The 19168-nt window shown below is 66.3% G+C and carries 18 protein-coding genes; 17 read left to right on the top strand and 1 reads right to left on the bottom strand.

Annotation, left to right across the window (positions count from 1 at the left end; all coding sequences use genetic code 11):
- Positions 1-50 precede the first annotated feature (50 nt).
- A complete protein-coding gene (locus UB43_RS25715) occupies positions 51-1571 on the top strand; it encodes an aldehyde dehydrogenase family protein (protein ID WP_045217053.1) in 1521 nt (506 codons plus the stop codon).
- Positions 1572-1774: 203 nt separating this feature from the next.
- Here the strand turns inward: UB43_RS25715 and UB43_RS25710 are convergent, their stop codons facing one another.
- A complete protein-coding gene (locus UB43_RS25710) occupies positions 1775-2827 on the bottom strand; it encodes an AraC family transcriptional regulator (RefSeq protein WP_045217051.1) in 1053 nt (350 codons plus the stop codon).
- 361 nt (positions 2828-3188) lie between these two features.
- Between UB43_RS25710 and eat the strand changes: the two genes are divergently transcribed.
- The 16 genes from eat (at position 3189) to UB43_RS25630 (ending at position 19120) form a co-directional block, all read left to right on the top strand.
- Positions 3189-4553 (top strand): ethanolamine permease, encoded by a 1365-nt coding sequence (gene eat, locus UB43_RS25705; protein ID WP_045217049.1) that lies wholly within the window; start codon positions 3189-3191, stop codon positions 4551-4553.
- A gap of 11 nt (positions 4554-4564) precedes the next feature.
- The gene (locus tag UB43_RS25700) at positions 4565-5959 is read left to right on the top strand and encodes an ethanolamine ammonia-lyase subunit EutB (RefSeq protein ID WP_045217046.1); all 1395 of its coding nucleotides are present in this window, start codon (positions 4565-4567) and stop codon (positions 5957-5959) included.
- A gap of 25 nt (positions 5960-5984) precedes the next feature.
- Complete coding sequence (gene eutC / locus UB43_RS25695; RefSeq protein ID WP_045217043.1) at positions 5985-6791, top strand: ethanolamine ammonia-lyase subunit EutC; 807 nt, start codon at positions 5985-5987, stop codon at positions 6789-6791.
- 189 nt (positions 6792-6980) lie between these two features.
- Complete coding sequence (locus tag UB43_RS28900; RefSeq protein ID WP_082085911.1) at positions 6981-7499, top strand: GspH/FimT family pseudopilin; 519 nt, start codon at positions 6981-6983, stop codon at positions 7497-7499.
- Complete coding sequence (gene pilV / locus UB43_RS28895) at positions 7490-8095, top strand: type IV pilus modification protein PilV (protein ID WP_082085910.1); 606 nt, start codon at positions 7490-7492, stop codon at positions 8093-8095. The genes UB43_RS28900 and pilV overlap by 10 nt, the downstream gene beginning before the upstream one ends.
- Positions 8092-8838 carry a PilW family protein gene (locus tag UB43_RS25680; RefSeq protein WP_045217041.1) on the top strand — a complete coding sequence of 249 codons (747 nt, stop codon included), beginning with the start codon at positions 8092-8094 and terminating at the stop codon, positions 8836-8838. Before pilV ends, UB43_RS25680 begins: the two co-directional genes overlap by 4 nt.
- Positions 8835-9380 (top strand): hypothetical protein, encoded by a 546-nt coding sequence (locus UB43_RS25675; protein ID WP_045217038.1) that lies wholly within the window; start codon positions 8835-8837, stop codon positions 9378-9380. The genes UB43_RS25680 and UB43_RS25675 overlap by 4 nt, the downstream gene beginning before the upstream one ends.
- Complete coding sequence (locus UB43_RS25670; RefSeq protein WP_045217036.1) at positions 9367-12804, top strand: pilus assembly protein; 3438 nt, start codon at positions 9367-9369, stop codon at positions 12802-12804. The genes UB43_RS25675 and UB43_RS25670 overlap by 14 nt, the downstream gene beginning before the upstream one ends.
- A complete protein-coding gene (locus UB43_RS25665; RefSeq protein WP_045217033.1) occupies positions 12801-13262 on the top strand; it encodes a type IV pilin protein in 462 nt (153 codons plus the stop codon). The genes UB43_RS25670 and UB43_RS25665 overlap by 4 nt, the downstream gene beginning before the upstream one ends.
- A gap of 122 nt (positions 13263-13384) precedes the next feature.
- On the top strand, positions 13385-13849 hold the full coding sequence (locus UB43_RS25660) for an N-acetyltransferase (protein ID WP_045217031.1): 465 nt from the start codon (positions 13385-13387) through the stop codon (positions 13847-13849).
- A 101-nt stretch (positions 13850-13950) separates the two neighbouring features.
- On the top strand, positions 13951-14835 hold the full coding sequence (locus UB43_RS25655; protein ID WP_045217028.1) for an ABC transporter substrate-binding protein: 885 nt from the start codon (positions 13951-13953) through the stop codon (positions 14833-14835).
- Between the two features lie 194 nt (positions 14836-15029).
- Positions 15030-15689 (top strand): DedA family protein, encoded by a 660-nt coding sequence (locus UB43_RS25650; RefSeq protein ID WP_045217026.1) that lies wholly within the window; start codon positions 15030-15032, stop codon positions 15687-15689.
- 7 nt (positions 15690-15696) lie between these two features.
- On the top strand, positions 15697-16515 hold the full coding sequence (locus UB43_RS25645; protein ID WP_045217023.1) for a zinc-dependent peptidase: 819 nt from the start codon (positions 15697-15699) through the stop codon (positions 16513-16515).
- An 80-nt stretch (positions 16516-16595) separates the two neighbouring features.
- A complete protein-coding gene (gene ppa, locus UB43_RS25640) occupies positions 16596-17126 on the top strand; it encodes an inorganic diphosphatase (RefSeq protein WP_017521720.1) in 531 nt (176 codons plus the stop codon).
- Positions 17127-17594: 468 nt separating this feature from the next.
- Entirely contained in the window at positions 17595-18368 is a 774-nt protein-coding gene (locus UB43_RS25635; RefSeq protein WP_256205355.1) for a hypothetical protein, read from the top strand.
- A 122-nt stretch (positions 18369-18490) separates the two neighbouring features.
- Positions 18491-19120 (top strand): START domain-containing protein, encoded by a 630-nt coding sequence (locus UB43_RS25630; RefSeq protein ID WP_045217022.1) that lies wholly within the window; start codon positions 18491-18493, stop codon positions 19118-19120.
- The last annotated feature ends 48 nt before the right edge of the window (positions 19121-19168 follow it).

Here is a 19168-nt window from a genome sequence, read left to right as displayed (position 1 = left end):
CGCTTGTTCAACGTCCTCCCCAACAAGCACAAGACCCAGGAGATCCGACCATGCGTTATGCCCATCCCGGTAGCGAAGGCGCCATCGTTTCGTTCAAGGCGCGCTACGGCAACTACATCGGCGGCGAGTTCGTCCCGCCGGTGAAGGGTCAGTACTTCACCAACACCTCGCCGGTGAATGGCCAGCCCATCGCCGAATTCCCCCGCTCCACCGCCGAAGACATCGACAAGGCGCTGGACGCCGCCCATGCCGCCGCCGACGCCTGGGGCCGCACCTCGGTGCAGGACCGCTCGCTGGTACTGCTGAAGATCGCCGACCGCATCGAACAGAACCTGGAACTGCTGGCCGTCACCGAGACCTGGGACAACGGCAAGCCGGTGCGCGAAACCCTCAACGCCGACATCCCGCTGGCGGCGGACCACTTCCGCTACTTCGCCGGCTGCATCCGCGCACAGGAAGGCAGCGCCGCCGAGATCAACGACAGCACCGTCGCGTACCACATCCATGAACCGCTGGGCGTGGTCGGGCAGATCATCCCGTGGAACTTCCCGCTGCTGATGGCCGCGTGGAAACTCGCCCCGGCCCTGGCCGCCGGCAACTGCATCGTGCTCAAGCCGGCCGAGCAGACCCCGCTGGGCATCTGCGTGCTGATGGAACTGATCGGCGACCTGCTGCCCAAGGGCGTGCTCAACGTCGTCCAGGGCTTCGGCAAGGAGGCCGGTGAAGCGCTGGCCACCAGCAAGCGCATCGCCAAGATCGCCTTCACCGGCTCGACCCCGGTGGGCTCGCACATCCTCAAGTGCGCCGCGGAGAACATCATCCCGTCCACCGTGGAACTGGGCGGCAAGAGCCCGAACATCTACTTCGAAGACATCATGCAGGCCGAGCCGACCTTCATCGAGAAGGCCGCCGAAGGCCTGGTGCTGGCCTTCTTCAACCAGGGCGAGGTTTGCACCTGCCCGTCCCGCGCGCTGGTGCAGGAGTCCATCTACCCGCAGTTCATGGACGTGGTGATGAAGAAGGTGAAGGCGATCAAGCGCGGCGACCCGCTGGACACCGACACCATGGTCGGCGCCCAGGCCTCGCAGCAGCAGTACGAGAAGATCCTCTCCTACCTCGACATCGCCCAGCAGGAAGGCGCGCAGATCCTGGTCGGCGGCTCGGTCGAGAAGCTCGATGGCAACCTGTCCACCGGCTATTACATCCAGCCGACGCTGCTCAAGGGCAGCAACAAGATGCGCGTGTTCCAGGAAGAAATCTTCGGACCGGTGGTGGGCGTCACCACCTTCAAGGACGAAGCCGAAGCACTGGCGATTGCCAACGACACCGAGTACGGCCTCGGCGCCGGCGTCTGGACCCGCGACATCAACCGCGCCTACCGCATGGGCCGCGGCATCAAGGCCGGCCGCGTGTGGACCAACTGCTACCACCTGTACCCGGCGCACGCCGCCTTCGGTGGCTACAAGAAATCCGGCGTGGGCCGCGAGACCCACAAGATGATGCTCGACCACTATCAGCAGACCAAGAACCTGCTGGTGAGCTACGACATCAACCCGCTGGGCTTCTTCTGATTGCGCGCTGCTGATTGACCCCGCCCGGCTCGCCGGGCGGTCTCCCCCGAATCGATCTTTGCGCGGCCCACGGGCCGCGCTTTTTTATGCCCGGAGAAAACAGGAAGAGTGCTCTTGTAGGAGCGGGCCATGCCCGCGATCCGTATGCAGGCCGCCGGCATAGCCGGCGATCGCGGGCATGGCCCGCTCCTACATGCGAATGCTCAGCTCGCGTCGCTGCGCCACTGCCGCGGGCTCACGCCGAACCAGCGGCGGAAGGCGCGGGAAAAGGCGCTGGTCTCGGAGTAGCCGAGCAACGGCGCCAGCTCGGAAATCGGCCGTTGCGGCTGACGCAGATAATGCAGCGCCAGCTCGCGGCGGGTATTTTCCACCAGTTGGCTGAAGCTCAGCCCGGCCTCGCGCAGGCGGCGCTGCAAGCCCGCGGTGGTGAGTTCCAGCTGCTCGGCGATCAGCTCCAGCGAGGGCTCGCCGTCACTGAGAGCCAGGCGAATCTGCGTGCCGGCATCTTCGACCAGGTTGGGCGCACCGCCCTGCTCGCCCAGGCGGCGGATCACGTCCTGTACCAGGAACAGCAGGTTGGCGTCGCGCTCGGGCATCTGCCGGCCATAGAGATCACGCTTGGGAATCAGCATCGAGTTGCAGCCGCGCTGGAACAGCACCGGCGCGTCGAACACCCGGCCATGTTCCTGCCAGCCTTCGGGCCGTGCATGCTCGAAACTCACCGCACGGGGCGCCCACTCGGGGCCGAGCGCGTGGCGCATCAGGTTCAGCGCCATGCCCAGGGTCAGCTCGGCGTCCTGGCGGCGATCGAGGATCGCGCCGTGGCGGACCTGGTAGTCGAAGCGATAGCACTCGCCGCAATCCACCAGGCGGATCAGGGTGTCGTGCTGGTGATAGGGGAAGGCGGCGGCGAAGTTCTTCAGCGCGTCCTCCAGCGTCTCCGAGCACAGCCCGACGTAGCCCAGCAGGCCCAGTTCGCGCGGGCGGAACTGCTCGCCGTAACGCAGCCCGAAGTTGTCACAGCCCGACTGTCGCGCGGCTTCTTCCAGCACCTGGCAGTAGTTGGTCAGCGCCAGGCTCAGGGTCGGATGCAGCAGGCGCTCCGGGTCGATGCCGGCGCGGCCGAAGACGCGATCGATGTCGCCGCCCTGGTCGCCGATGAAGCGACCCAGGCCGCTGGCGGCGGCGGACAGCACGCCGATGTTGCTGGCCAGGGGCAGGCTCAGGCCGGATGGGGAAAACAGGGGCTGGCTCATGTCGGTTACCGATCTTGTTTTGAGACGCGCAAGGCACAAGGCTCCCGGAAACAAGGGAACGAATAAACAAAGCAATTCCCGTGCCTCGCCATGCATTACCGATCAGCCGGACACGGCGCCACGCCTGGCCTGCAGCTGCCACAGCACGGGGCAGGCAGGCGATTTCCGGCACCAGAAGCGAGCACCGGGTGACGTGTGGGGCAATGGGTAACAACCAGTTGACCCTGCACGGCGAAAGCCGGTTCCAGCGGTCAAGTCTTGCACGGCGGTGCGCCACTACCATCGAAGCTCAGGTATCCGTCCACGCCCCTGCGGCCCGCCCCACTGCGGCCTATCCCTTGCGGAGAGAGGAATAACAACAATGAGCGCATCACAACTCAAACCAACGCTTGGCACCCTGCACCTCTGGGGGCTCGCCGTGGGCCTGGTGATCTCCGGCGAGTACTTCGGCTGGAGCTACGGCTGGGCCGCCGCCGGCACCCTGGGTTTCCTCGTCACCACGCTGATCGTCGCGGTGATGTACACCTGCTTCATCTTCAGCTACACCGAGCTGACCACCGCCATTCCCCATGCCGGCGGGCCGTTCGCCTACAGCCTGCGGGCGTTCGGCAAGACCGGCGGGATGGTCGCCGGCATCGCCACGTTGATCGAGTTCGTCTTCGCCCCGCCGGCCATCGCCATGGCCATCGGCGCCTACCTCAACGTGCAGTTCCCCGGCCTCGATCCGAAGTGGGCGGCCACTGGTGCCTATGTGATCTTCATGACCCTGAACATCCTCGGCGTGAGCATCGCCGCCACCTTCGAACTGGTGGTGACCGTGCTGGCGGTAGCCGAGCTGCTGGTGTTCATGGGCGTGGTGGCGCCAGGCTTCAGCTTCAGCAACTTCGTGCTCAACGGCTGGGCCGGCTCCGACGTGTTCGGCTCCACCGCCATGGCCGGCATCTTCGCCGCCATTCCGTTCGCCATCTGGTTCTTCCTCGCCATCGAGGGCGCGGCCATGGCTGCCGAGGAGGCGAAAGACCCGAAACGCACCATCCCGCGCGCCTACATCGCCGGCATCCTGACCCTGGTGACCCTGGCCATCGGCGTGATGATCTTCGCCGGCGGCGTGGGTGACTGGCGCGCCCTGTCGAACATCAACGACCCGCTGCCACAGGCGATGAAGGCCGTGGTCGGCAACAACTCCACCTGGATGCACATGCTGGTGTGGATCGGCCTGTTCGGCCTCGTGGCGAGCTTCCACGGCATCATCCTCGGCTACTCGCGGCAGTTCTTCGCCCTCGCCCGTGCCGGCTTCCTGCCGCGCAGCCTGGCCAAGCTGTCGCGCTTCCAGACCCCGCACCGGGCGATTCTTGCCGGCGGCGCCGTGGGCATCGCGGCGATCTTCAGCGACGGCCTGATCAGCCTGCAGGGCATGACCCTGACCGCGGCGATGATCACCATGAGCGTGTTCGGCGCCATCGTCATGTACATCATGAGCATGTTCAGCCTGTTCAAGCTGCGCCGCAGCGAGCCGGACCTGGAGCGCAGCTTCCGCGCGCCGGGCTACCCGGTGGTGCCGGCCATCGCGCTGGCCCTGGCGCTGGTGTGCCTGGCCGCCATGCTCTGGTTCAACGGCGTCATCGCCTCGGTGTTCCTGGTGCTGATGATCGGTGGCTGCTCCATCTGCAGCATCGTCATCAGCCTCAACCGCGGCACCGATGCATCGTTCGCCAGCCAGGGCTGAGGAGTAGCGCCATGTCCGGATTCGTCCACAGCGTCGGTGGCCAGACCTGGCGCTTCGACAGCCTGCGCGAGGTGATGGCCAAGGCCAGCCCGGCGCGCTCCGGCGACCGCCTCGCCGGGGTCGCCGCCGGCAGCGATGCCGAGCGCGTCGCCGCGCAGATGGCGCTGGCCGACATCCCGCTCAAGCACTTCCTCGACGAGGCGCTGATTCCCTACGAGAGCGACGAGGTCACCCGGCTGATCATCGACACTCACGATCGCCAGGCCTTTGCGCCGGTCAGCCACCTCACGGTGGGTGGCCTGCGCGACTGGCTGCTCGGCGATGCAGCCGACGAAACCAGCCTGCGCGCCCTGGCGCCGGGCCTGACGCCGGAGATGGCGGCGGCGGTGTCGAAGATCATGCGCGTGCAGGACCTGGTGCTGGTCGCGCAGAAAATCCGCGTGGTCACCCGCTTCCGCAACACCATGGGCCTGCGCGGGCGCATGTCCACGCGGCTGCAACCCAACCACCCCACGGACGACCCGGCCGGCATCGCCGCCAGCGTGCTCGACGGCCTGCTCTACGGCAACGGCGACGCCATGCTCGGCATCAACCCGGCCACCGACAGCCTGCAATCGATCTGCACGCTGCTGGAGATGCTCGACGCGATCATCCAGCGCTACGAGATTCCCACCCAGTCCTGCGTGCTCACCCACGTCACCAGTTCCATCGAGGCGATCAACCGCGGGGCGCCGCTGGACCTGGTGTTTCAGTCCATCGCCGGCACCGAGGCCGCCAACGCCAGCTTCGGCGTGAGCCTGTCGATCCTCCAGGAAGGCTACGAGGCCGGGCTGTCGCAGAAACGCGGGACGCTCGGCGACAACCTCATGTACTTCGAGACCGGCCAGGGCAGCGCGCTATCCGCCAACGCCCACCACGGCGTCGACCAGCAGACCTGCGAAACCCGCGCCTACGCGGTGGCGCGGCACTTCAAGCCGTTCCTGGTGAACACCGTGGTCGGCTTCATCGGCCCGGAGTACCTGTACAACGGCAAGCAGATCATCCGCGCCGGGCTGGAAGACCACTTCTGCGCCAAGCTGCTCGGCGTGCCCATGGGCTGCGACATCTGCTACACCAACCACGCCGAGGCCGACCAGGACGACATGGACATGCTCCTGACGCTGCTGGGCGTGGCCGGCATCAACTTCATCATGGGCATCCCCGGTTCCGACGACGTGATGCTCAACTACCAGACCACCTCCTTCCACGACGCGCTCTACGCGCGCCAGACGCTGGGCCTGCGGCCGGCGCCGGAGTTCGAGGCGTGGCTGGAGCGCATGGAAATCCTCCGCCAGCACGATGGCCGGATCGAAATGGCCGGCCAGCTTCCCGGCGCCTTCCGCCACGCGCTTGCGCAACTGGCCTGAGGGCCAATCGCCTGAGGAGTTTTCGATGAGCGACAGCTTCACCCCCAACCCCTGGCAGGAGCTGCGCCGGCTGACCTCCGCGCGCATCGCCCTGGGCCGCGCCGGCACCAGCCTGCCGACCGGCGCGCAGCTGGATTTCCAGTTCGCCCACGCCCAGGCGCGTGACGCCGTGCACCTGCCGTTCGACCGCGATGGCCTCGCCGCGCAACTGGCCGAACGCGGCCGCGAGACGCTGCTGCTGCATAGCGCCGCCGACGACCGCGACACCTATCTGCAACGCCCCGATCTCGGCCGCCGCCTGAGCGAAGATTCGGTAGAGATCCTGCGCCGCCATGCCGACCGCCATCCGCAAGGCTACGACCTCGCCGTGGTGATCGCCGACGGGCTCTCCTCACTGGCCGTGCAGCGCCACAGCCTGCCCTTCCTCGAACGCATGGAGGAACAGGCGCGCAACGAGGGCTGGAGCCTGTCGCCGGTCGCACTGGTGCAACAGGGCCGGGTCGCCGTGGCCGACGAAGTTGCCGAGCTGCTGCGGGCGAAGATGGTGGTGATCCTGATCGGCGAGCGCCCCGGCCTTTCCTCGCCGGACAGCCTCGGCCTGTACTTCACCTGGGCGCCGAAGGTCGGCCTGAACGACGCCTACCGCAACTGCATCTCCAACGTCCGACTGGAGGGCCTGAGCTACGGCCTCGCCACGCACCGCCTGCTCTACCTGATGCGCGAGGCGTGCCGCCGGCAGCTGTCGGGAGTGAACCTGAAGGACGAGGCGCAGCTTCCGGCACTGGAGGGCGACAGCAGTGGAGTGCATGGCAATTTTCTTATCAGTGGTTGACTCATCGGCGGCTGGCCAGACCGCCCACAGCGTGAACGCGACCACATGCCGCGCAGCGCGCCGCCGTCTTTAAGAATCGTCTTAAATCGCCTCTGCCGCTCGCCGCGATAAAAACCACGCCATCAAGGACCGTGCCCCTGGCACGAAAGGAAGCACCAGAACACGGCGCTTCATGTCGATGGCGAGAAGATGGATTCACCCAAGACTCAGTTGCACGCCCCTGCATGTCCCCAACGGGTTCAGCACGGTTTCACCCTGATCGAAGCGATGGTGACCATCGCGATCCTGGCGATTCTGCTGGGCATCGCGGTGCCCTCCTTCGACCTGCTGATCAACCGCAATCGCGCCCAGAGCACCAGCAAGCAACTGGTCGCGGTATTGCAGTACGCCCGCGCCCAGGCGCAGATCGGTCGCCAGCCGGTGCAGGTGACGCCGCAGAGCAGCGGCGACTGGACCTCCGTGCTGAGCGTGGGGCGACTGCGCGGCGGTGAACTGGAGGGTCACCGGGAGATCGAGTTACGCAGGACCCGTCTCGACGATTCCGGCAATGTGCTCGTCACCCAGGAGCAGGCGGGGTCGCTGGCATTCGACGGCAACGGCATCGCCATGGGCAGCGGCAGCTTCCCGCGTGTCTTCACCCTGACCGCCGGCCGCTACTCGAGCAAGGTCTGCCTGCAGCGCGGCGGAGCGGTGGCCCCATGCGACTGATACGCCGATCCCCTGTGGCCCAGCGGGGCTTCTATCTGATCGAGGTCATGGTCGCGGTGATGCTCACCAGCGTCGCCCTGCTCGGCATGCTAGCCCTGCAGAGCCGCTCCATCGCCTACAGCCACGATAGCCAGCAGCGGCAGAACGCCCTGCTGCTGGCTGCGGACCTCGCCCGCAGCATCCAGGCCAATCGCGAGGCGCTGGTCAGCAAGGGCAAGCTCACTGCGGACGCGGCCTACCTGGTCCCGGCCGGCACCGGCTTTCCCAGCCTGGGCAGCGGCCAGAGCTGCGCCACCAGCGGCCTGGGCAAGTCGGACAGGGCCCGTCGTGAGCTGGCCTGCTGGGTCGAGCAGTTGCGCCTGAAGCTCAACACCGACGATGCGCTGTTGAGCGACGCCACCTTCATCTGCCCCAGCCGCGACGGCAAGACCTGCGACGCCAGTTCGCGCCAGCCGCTGCTGCTGATCCAGCTGGCCTGGCACAGCCGCAATTGCCAGGCCGGCAGTCCGACCACTGCCGACGATGACGACGCCGCCTGCCTTTCCGGCAGCGATGGCGGTGGCGTCGAGCGCTATCGCCTGAGCTTCCAGCCATGACCGCGCACCGCCAGACCGGCCTGTCCCTGATCGAACTGATGGTCGCCATCGCACTGGGCGTGATGGTGCTGTTCGGGGTGCTGCAGATTTACCTGTCAGGCAGCGACAACGCTGCCTTCAATCACGCGCAGCAGCAGAACCAGGCCAATGCCCGCTTCATTCTCGACCTGCTGCAGCGCGAGAGCGGGCGTGCCGGCTACAGCGCCTGGGTGCGCCACGCCACTGCCGCCGATGACCAGCAGTACGACTTCGTCATTGACCGCGAGGGGCCCTTTCCGGCCCTGACCGACTCAGCCACCGGGTGCACCTTCGACGCAGGCAAGGGCACCAGCCTGGATGCCGGCGGCCGCGGCCTGTGCCTGCGCTACCAGCGCCCTCAGCGCAGCGAGGCGCAGGTACACCAGGATTGCACCGGCGCTCCCCTCTACAGCGATGACGATGCGGGCAACCCGCAGGTGTTGGTCAGCCACCTGCGCCTGGTCGACGGCGAGCTGCTGTGCAAGACCAACAACGCCCTCTCCACCGGCGAGGTCGCCCTGGCCAGCGGCATCCACGACCTGATGTTCGCGGTCGGCTCGACCAACCAGCTCCGCGCCGGCCTGGTGCTCACCTCCAGCCGCGCGCTGCTGTCCGAGAACTGCACCTACCAGGACCCGCTGAACCCCGCGACGACGCAAAGCACCGGTGCGCGCGGCCTGTGCAACGCCTTCACGCAGACGCTCTACCTGAGGAACCAGCCATGAACCGGCAACGTGGCCAGACCCTGCTGATCGCCCTGCTCCTGCTGCTGGCGCTGAGCATCCTGACCCTGGGCAACCTGCGCAGCGGCCTGCTGCTGGACAACAGCCTGGCCGAGTCCAGGGACTACCAGGCGGCGCTGGGTGGCGCCGACTCGGCGATCAGCGAAGCCCTCGACCGGACCCGCTACAGCCCGTCGATGGCCGTGGGCGAAGCCGACACCTGCATCAGCACCGCGCAGAACCAGCAAGAGGTGTTGCTCTGCGACCGGCTCTGGCTCGAACCGGAGAACGCCGCCAGCAGCGCACTGCTGACCCGGGCACGCACCTACCGGGGCAACGACCTGGCCACTCCCGACCAACTGGCTGAACTGAGCAGCGCGCCCCGCTGGTACGTTGCCGCGCAATGCGAGAGCCGCTCTTCCAGCGGCCTGTCCGACTGCCTGGCGGGCAGCGGCACCTTGCTGCTGCAGATGAACGCGCTCTCGACCGGCATCACCGACCAGGCCCTGGTCCGACTTCAGGAGTACGCCCGTGTCCAGCGCTGACAGCTTCCACTCGCCGTCCCGCCGCGCCGCGCTGGCCAGCCTGGCGCTGCTGTTCGCCTGCACGGGAGCCCGCGCCGCAACGCCCAGCCAGGCACCGCTGTTCCTGGTGGAAGGCGTCGCCCCCAACCTGATCGTCACCCTCGACGACTCCGGCAGCATGACCAGCGCCTACACCCCGGATGGCATGAGCTCCTACAGCATCGCCAACCGATCCACCGCCTACAACCCGATGTACTACAACCCGGACATCACCTACGAGGCGCCGTGGAAGGTCACGTTCAGCGGCGGCCGGATCGTCAGCGAGCGCTACACCACGAGCTTCGACAAGGCCTACTACGACGGGTTTCTCACCAACCAGACCGGCACCGTCGACCTCGACCGGAATACCGGCAACGGCTACAGCCAGAACGCGACCCAGGCGGTCAACAGCACCGACAGTTACCAGCGCTACGCCCACTACTACCAGTTCGATGCGTCCTGCCCGCACGCGCGCAATGTGGCCACCAGCAGCCTCAGCGCCGTGCAGAACTGCGCGGCGGACTCGTCGTTCACCAGCGCCAGCGCCTGCACCCGGACCTGCTTCACCCCGCACTGGGTCACCAGCGCGGAGGAGAAGCAGAACTACGCCAACTGGTTTTCCTTCTACCGCACCCGCCAGCTTGCCACGCGCACCGCCGCCAACCTGGCGCTGTTCGACCTGCCCGAGCACATCCGGGTGACCTGGCAGGCGCTCAACAGCTGCTACAACACCAACTTCAGCATGAGTTCCACGGCCTGCGGCAACCAGACGCTCGCGGCCTTCGCCGGCCAGCACAAGGCCGACTTCTTCAACTTCACCAGCCGCCTGGCCGCCAGCGGCGGCACACCGCTGGGTACGGCGCAGAACCGGGTCAACAACTACCTGAGCAACACCACCGCCTATAACCCCTATGCCCGTGTGCCGGGCAGCACCCGCGACGTAAAGACCGAGTACGCTTGCCGGCCCAGCTACCACCTGCTGATGACCGACGGCTTCGGCGATGGCTCCGGTGGCAGCAATGCAGACGGCACCGCGCGAACCCTGCCCGACGGCACGGCCTTCGCCGCGACGGCGCCCTACCAGGACAAATGGTCGAACACACTGGCCGACAACATCTTCCTCGGCTGGGCCACCGATGCCCGCACCGACCTGGACAACAAGGTTCCGCCGCGCTTTCGCGACGGCAACGACTACTGGAATCCGAAGAACGACCCAGCCACCTGGCAACACGTGGTCACCTACACCGTAGGCCTGGGGCTCGGCCCGACGCTGAAGTACCTGCAATGGGACGGCGACACCTATTCCGGCTCCTATCCGCGACTGCTCGATGGCACCAGGAGCTGGCCGAACCCCAGCGCCAGCACCAGCCTCGACGGCATGACCGTCACCGCGAACGAGGGCAAGGTGGCCGCGCTCTGGCACGGCGCGCTGAACTCCCGCGGCGAGTTCTTCAGCGCCGACTCCACCAGCGAACTGGTCAAGGCCTTCCAGGCGATCGTCAGCAGCATCTCCAGCAACCAGTTGGCGGTGGCCGCCGCGGGCGCCAGCTCTACCTCGCTGAGCACCGACACCCATCTCTACCGCGCCAGCTATCAACCTACCGACTGGAGCGGCGACATCCTGCAATACCGCCTGGACGCCAACGGCAATGCGCAGGCGAATTCCGCGCTGTCGTTCCGCAACCAGCTCAACCTGCGCGCGCCCGCCAGCCGCAGCATCTACACCAATACCGCGCCGGACAGCGCCAAGGGCAACCTGCAGGCCTTCACCTGGAGCCACCTCGCAGCAGAACAGCAGCAGATGCTCGACCGCGCACCGGGCACCCAGCGCGAGGACAAGCTGGGGGCAAAGCGCGTCGCCTGGCTGCGCGGCGATCGCAGTGACGAAGGCAACACCTTCCGCGCCCGCAACCACCTGCTGGGCGACATCATCTACTCCTCGCCCGTGGTCGTCGGCGCGCCGTCGTCCGTCACCTACTACCTGGAGAAAGCCTCCGGTGCGACCGGCTACGACGCGTTCCGGCGGGCCAACGCCAACCGCGAAAGTCGTCTCTACGTCGGCGCCAACGACGGCATGCTGCACGCCTTCGACGAGACCGGCCGGGAACGCTGGGCCTTCATTCCCGCCGCCGTGTACGGGCAGCTCAACTACCTCTCCGACTCCAACTACGCCGCGCGCTCGGAAGAGGAAAACACCAACAGCCTGCACCGCTTCTACGTCGACGGCAGCGCGGTCACCCGCGATGTCCATTTCGATGGCAGCTGGCACACCGTACTGGTCATGGCGCCCGGACGCGGCGGCCGCGGTCTGTTCGCCCTGGACATCACCGACGCCGACGAGCCACGCCTGCTCTGGGAGTATGCCGGCAGCGCCAGCAGCGAAAACGACAAGGACATCGACTTCGGCTACGTACTCGACCGCCCGGTGATCACGATCGCCGACGGTGTTGCCTATGTGCTCACCGGCAACGGTTACGACACCGCCAAGGGCTACTCCCTGTCGATCCGCCTGGAGGACGGGCGCATCAGCGCCGCCAGCGAGTCCGCCGCCGGCGACGGCGAGGTGGGCAGCACGGTCGCCTGGACTCACGCCGCCAGCCCCGGCGAACTCGCCCAGCGTTACTACGGCAGCCTGCAGGGCCGGCTCTACCGGCAGGCCGGCCTCGACCTCGCGTCCAGCCTGCTCGCCAGCATCCCCGCCAGCCGCAGCCAGCCACTGAGCGCTGCCGCCGAGGTCACCCAGCATCCACGTGGCGGACAACTGGTGATCGCCGGCACCGGCAAGTACTTCGAGGGGGGCGACAAGGAAGGCGCCGCCAGCCGCCAGTCCCTTTACGGCTTCTGGGACCAGACCGACTACCTCGCCCACGTCGAGGGCGCCGGCGCCCCTGCAGCCCTGACCAGACTTGCCGACCTGCAGGCTCAGACGCTGAAACAGGAAACCGTCGCCCACAGTGCCGGCACCAGCGAAGTCCGTCAGCTGAGCAATACCACCGTGGCCTGGGACAGCAGCGGCAAACGCGGCGTCGGCATCCGTGGCTGGTACGTCGACCTCGCCGATGGCGAGAGGGTCCTTGATCAGCCCTTCATGCTCGGCGACGTGTTGTTCGTCACCATCGGCCAACCCAACGCCGACCCCTGCAGCGCGGGTATCACCTACTGGCTGCTGGCAGTGAACCCGAAGACCGGTGGTGCACTGGACTTCAACGTGTTCGACCTGGTGGGCGACGGCTCCTTCAGCGAGACCGCCAGCGGCGTGCGCATCGACGGCCCGGTGACGCGCATCGGCGACAGCCTCTACACCCCCGAGGGCAACCGTCTTCCCGTACAGCTGTTCAACCCGGTGAACCAGGGCCGCTTCAACTGGCGGATCATGAACTACAACCTGCCCGTGAGTTACCCATGAAAGCCCTGCCCCCAGCGCCTGCGCCGCACCTCACAAACGCCGGCGGATTCACCCTGGTCGAAATGATGGTGGTCGTTTCCATCCTGGCCCTGCTCGCCGGCATCGCCATACCCAGCTACCGCCAGTTCGTCCTGCGCGCCAACCGCAGCGAGGCCCAGAGCCTGCTGCACGACGCCGCCGCCCAACAGGAGCGCTACCTGGCGCAATACAGCAAGTACACCGACGATCCCGCGAAGCTGGCGTTCACCTACCCGCTCACGGCCGACGGCAAGCGCCTCTCGACCAGCCAATTGTACGAACTGGCCGCCGAGTATCCCGACGGCGATATGCGCCGCTACCGGCTGACCGCCCAGCGAAGGGGCGCCCAACTGCGCGATCCGGACTGCGGCGACTTCACCCTGGACGAACACGGCACCCGCGGCGTGAGCGTGGGCAGCGTCGACAGCTGCTGGCGTTGATCAAACGCTCGCTTGGATTGCGCTTTCAACAATTTCTGGTGCAGCATCGGACCAATGGCTATCCGCTGGCATAGCCCCTGCATTGCCATACCAGCCCATTCACCTCCCGCCGAGGCCCGCTTATGCGCATCGTGCAAGCCACGCTCGACCATCTCGACCTGCTCGCGCCGCTGTTCGTCAAATACCGCGAGTTCTACGGCATGCTCCCCTACCCCGAGTCCTCGCGGAAATTTCTGGAGAAGCGCCTGCGTCGCAAGGAATCGGTGATCTACCTGGCCCTGCCGGACGACGACGACAGCAAGCTGATGGGTTTCTGCCAGCTCTATCCGAGCTACTCCTCGCTGTCACTCAAGCGCGTGTGGATCCTCAACGACATCTACGTCGCCGAAGAGGCCCGCCGCCAGCTGGTCGCCGACCATTTGCTGCAGACCGCCCGACAGATGGCCCGCGAGACCCAGGCCGTGCGCATGCGCGTGTCCACCAGCGTCAACAACGAAGTGGCGCAGAAGGTCTACGAGTCCATCGGTTTCCGCGAGGACAGCGAGTTCAAGAACTACATCCTGCCGATCAGCGACGACCTGAACTGACGTTCCGGTAAAGGCCGCAGACCGGCCCGCTGGCATCGGCGGGCCGGGCGCATTAAAGTGCCATCATCGGAATCGCCGCGGCCTCCGCATGAAGGGATCCCATGCGTATTTCCCTGCTCGTTCTGCGCACCGCCTGTCTCTGTCTCGCCGTCCTGGGCGCCAACGGCCAGGCCCAGACCCTGCGCGTCGCCACCCTGGAATGGGCGCCCTACGTCGGCAGTGACCTGCCGGGCAACGGGCTGGCCAGCCGCATCCTCAACGAAGCCCTGGCGCTCAACGGCGACAAGGCGGAACTGGTCTTCCTGCCCTGGCAACGGGCCCTCAACGAAACCCGCGAAGGCCGCTTCGATGCACTGATGCCGGCCTACCTGTCGCCAGACCGCAGCCAGGACTTCTACACCTCGATGCCGCTGCTGGACTCCCAGCTCGGCTTCTTCCGCCGCCGCGACCGCGCCCTGCCGATCAACCCGCGCGACCTCGACACCCTGCGCCCCTACCGCATCGGCGTGGTGCGTGGTTACGTCAACCAGGAAGGCTTCGACGCCGCCGACTTCCTCAACAAGGACGTGGTCAGCAGCGACTGGCAGAACCTGGAAAAACTCCTGCGCGGGCGCATCGACCTGGCCGTGGTGGACCGCTACACCGGCTACCAGTTGCTCAGCCAGAACGCCCCGGCGCTGCGCGAGCAACTGGAGTTCGTCGACCCGCCGCTGGAGGTCAAGCCGCTCTACGTGCTGGTGCCGAAGAAGCGCGCCGAAGGCGAAGCCCTGGCCGCCAGCCTCGATCGCGGCCTGCGCACCCTGCGCCGCAGTGGCCGTCTTCAGCAACTGATCGCCGAGGCCCATCTGGAAAGCGCGATGAACACCCGCGAAGTCGCCGCGCATCCGCTGGCCGAGCAGTTGCCGGCGACCAGCGATCGGCACGGGGCCGCCCTGGCGCCCCGGACGACAACGGACCTGCTGAGCTGGCAGGCGAGCCTGCTCTGAGGTGCCAGAGGGCCCTGCCCCGGCATTTGTCACAAGGCGTTGCCGCGCTCACAGCGACAGGATTTTCACGCAGAAGCTGTAATATCCTCCCGCGGACCTCCGTCGCAGGATTCGACGGAGCGCGCCCCCGGCAGCCCGGCCGCGCCTTATAATGGGCGGCCCGGCCGTTCACCTTGTTGTCAGACAGGCTTCTCATGGAATTCAACCCGATCGACCTGATTCTCCACCTCGACTCCTACCTGTCGCTGGCGGTAGCCAACTATGGCACCTGGATCTACGCCATCCTCTTCCTGGTGATCTTCTGCGAAACCGGCCTGGTGGTGACGCCCTTCCTGCCGGGCGACTCCCTGCTCTTCATCGCCGGCGCCATCTGCGCCACCGGCGGCATGGACCCGTGGATGCTCGGCGGCCTGCTGCTGCTCGCGGCGATCAGCGGCGACAGCACCAACTACGTGATCGGCCGAACCCTGGGCAAGCGCCTGTTCAGCAACCCGAACTCCAAGGTCTTCCGCCGCGACTACCTGGACCAGACCCATGCCTTCTACGAGCGCCACGGCGGCAAGACCGTGACCCTGGCGCGCTTCCTGCCTATCGTGCGGACCTTCGCCCCCTTCGTTGCCGGCATGGCCTACATGCCCTATGCGCGCTTCCTGTTCTTCAGCGTGGCCGGCAGCATCGCCTGGGTCGGCGGCCTGGTGACCCTGGGCTTCTTCTTCGGCAACGTGCCGTTCATCAAGCAGAACCTCTCGGTGATGATCGTCGCCATCATCGCCTTCTCCCTGGTGCCCATGCTGATCGGCTTCATCCGCCACAAGCTGCGCCCCTCGGCCAAGGCCCAGCCCGGCGAGCACTGATCCGCCCATGTGGTCGTTCAGCGCCTGGCGCCGCCGGCGCTTCCTCGCCCGCTATCCGCTCGAGCCCCAGCTGTGGGCGCAGGTGCGCCGCCACCTGCCGATCCTCGACGGCCTGAGCGAAGAGGAGCTGCGCCGGCTCGGCGAGCGGGCGCTGCTGTTCCTGCGCGACAAGCGCCTCTCGCCGCTGCCAGGCATCGAACTGGACGACTACCGCCGCCTGCTGCTGGCCACCCAGGCCGAACTGCCGCTGCTGCACCTCCCGGACCTGAACTGGTACGGCGGCTTCCATGAGCTGGTCCTGTATCCCGACGACTTCGTCAGCCCGCAGAAGCACCGCGACCCAGCGGGCGTCATGCACGAGTTCGACGACGAGCGCGCCGGCGAAACCTCGCTGCAAGGCCCGGTGATCCTCGCCTGGCCCGGCGTGGAAAGCGGCGGTGGCTGGGAAGCCTACAACCTGGTGATCCACGAACTGGCACACAAGCTCGACATGCTCAATGGCGACGCCAACGGCATGCCACCGCTGCACCGCGACATGCGCGTCGCCGACTGGGCCGCCGCCATGCAGGCCGCCTACGACGACCTGAACCGCCAGCTCGACCACAACCCGCAGGCGCACACCGCCATCGACCCGTACGCGGCGGAGAATCCGGCCGAGTTCTTCGCCGTCACCAGCGAGTACTTCTTTACCGCTCCGGACCTCCTTCAGGCGGCCTATCCCAAAGTCTATGAGCAGCTTTCGCTGTTCTACCGGCAAGATCCGCTCTCGCGCCTGCACAAGCTTCAGGCCGAGCACCCCGAATATCAGGAAACTCGGGCGCACTAGGCGATGTCTGTGGCTTGGACACGGCAATCTGCCTATAATCCGCCGCACTTTTTCGGCCCGACCACTATCTGGAGTCGTCCATGAGCTACAGCAGCATCCCGGCTGGCAAAGACCTGCCGAACGACATTTACGTCGCCATCGAGATCCCGGCCAACCACGCGCCGATCAAGTACGAGATCGACAAGGACACCGACTGCCTGTTCGTCGACCGTTTCATGGCCACCCCGATGTTCTACCCGGCCAACTACGGCTTCATCCCGAACACCCTGGCCGACGACGGTGACCCCCTGGACGTGCTGGTCGTGACCCCGTATCCGGTCGCTCCGGGCTCCGTGATCCGCGCCCGTCCGGTTGGCGTGCTGAACATGAGCGACGAAGCCGGCGGCGACGCCAAGCTGATCGCCGTACCGCACGACAAGCTGACCGTCCTGTACAAGGACGTGAAGGAATACACCGACCTGCCGGCCCTGCTGCTGGAGCAGATCAAGCACTTCTTCGAGAACTACAAGGATCTCGAGAAGGGCAAGTGGGTGAAGGTCGAAGGCTGGGGCGACGCCGCCCAGGCTCACGACTACATCACCAAGGCCGTTGCCGCCTTCCAGGCCAAGTAACGGTGGCGCGGATTATCCGCGCCACGAAAAAGCCCCGCCACGGCGGGGCTTTTTCATGACCGGGATTAGGCTTTTCGTCCCGACTTTGCTACCATCTGCGCCCCGCGAGCAGCTCACTGCATCGCCACAGAATCAAGGCGGTCCGCCCTACCAGAAGTAAGGTTGGACTACCCCCTGAAAGCCGGCCACAAGCCGGCTTTTTTATTGCCCGCGATAATCTGCCCATCCCTCCTGCCAGCCGCGCGCTATTGCACCAGCAGCTTCCTTCACCGCCAAGGCATTCGAGCGCGCTACCGCGTCCCGGCACTTTTCCGCCCCCTGCAGTGGCAGGCAAGTCTTTACCAATCCGCCTCCAACTGGATAATGGCCACCCGCCACTAATCAGACCACCACAGCGGCAACCCCGGTATCGAGCTTTTGCCGCAAGGGAACCTGGACAGGACCCGAGGAATGGAAATGGAGCCCAACATGACGCAGCAGGATCTTCCCCTCCCCACCGCCCCCTCCGCGCCGGCACCCGCCAGCAAGGTCGCCTCGCTGGTCGCTCGGATCATGACAGGCCTGGGGGTCGTCCTTGGCCTGATGTGGGCACTGATCACCTACGTAGTGCCCGACCCCAGCGTCTTCGGATTCAGCTTCATCAACTGGAAGAACGTCGTGCTTCTGGTAAGCACTTTCACCGTCCTGGGCGCCCTGTCGATCAGTTGGCAGATGCGCAACCTGCCGGCAATGCTGCGCGGCTCGATGCAATTTTTGCTGATTACAGGGCTATCGGCGATCTTCTTCATCCTGGGCACCGAGTACGCCAAACCCTCCTTCGAGTTCGCCAAGGTGCAATCGAAGATCGTGGAGAACGAAGGTGCCAACCTGCTCGGCAAGCGCATGGAGGTGCTGGACAATGTGCGAGTCGAGCTGTCGGGCTGCGAGAACATTGGCCGCCTGCCGACCTGCACCTTCGAACTGACCAACCTGGATGTCGACAGGGACTTCCGCTTCGACGGGGCCACTCGCCTGTTCGATGAGACTGGCGGTCCGCTGCAACCCGCCAGCATTCGGGTCGGCCAGGTCGAGGACTACTATGGGTCGCAGTTCCAACTGGTCCGCAATGTCCCCACCCGCGCCACGCTCACATTCCAGCGCGCGAACGACAAACTGACCCGCACTCCCGCCATCAAACTGGTGTTCAGCAACCGGAACAGCGAAACCCAGATCCTCAAGTTCACCGACGTCGCCCTGCAGTAATCTCCGAGTGGGAACCCCCTGGCCCGAAGGCGTCGAACACGGCGCCAGACCGCTCGCCGGCCAATGCGCCGCTGTCACGAGGCAGGCATAAGATCGGATCATTCCCTCCGCGGTCCGCTGCCATGACGCGCCCTTCGTTCCTCCTGCTCGCCCTGGTGCTTACAGCCCCTGCGCTTGCCCATGCGCAAGCGGCTGACTGGAAGCTCGCCAAAGACGAAGACGGCGTGAAGGTCTACCTGAGCGAGGTGCCCGGTTCACGCTACAAGAGCTTTCGCGGCGTGACGCTGGTGAAAGCCGACGTCGCCACGCTCGGCCACCTGCAGGAAAACCTGCGCGTCTCCTGCGCGTGGCTCTACGCCTGCGCGCAGATGCGCCTGCTCAAGTACAGCGACGAAGCCATCTGGGTCTACCTCGATACCAAACTCCCCTGGCCCGCCGCTCCGCGCGACCTGGTGTTGAAGGTGAGCACCGAGGAAACTCCCGACGGCGGCATGATCCGCCACCTGCAGGCCGCGCCGGACTACATCCCACAGGTGAAGGACCGTATCCGCGTGCCCAGCGTCTCCGGCACCTGGCAAATGGTCCCCAAGGGCCCGAAGCTCACCGAGGTCACCTACGAAATGCGCGGCGAGCCTGGCGGCAGCGTGCCGTCCTGGCTGGCGAACCAGTTCGTGGTGGACGCTCCCTTCGAGTCGCTGCGCATGCTGAAACTGGTGGCGGAGCACCAGGGCGTCCGCGACGGCGGCTACTAGGGCAGCCTGCCGGAAGGCGCCGACCGAGGCGCTTGCACGGACATCCGT

Source organism: Pseudomonas sp. 21, from assembly GCF_000955805.1.
GTDB lineage: Bacteria > Pseudomonadota > Gammaproteobacteria > Pseudomonadales > Pseudomonadaceae > Pseudomonas.
This window is presented reverse-complemented; position numbering and strand designations above follow the sequence as displayed.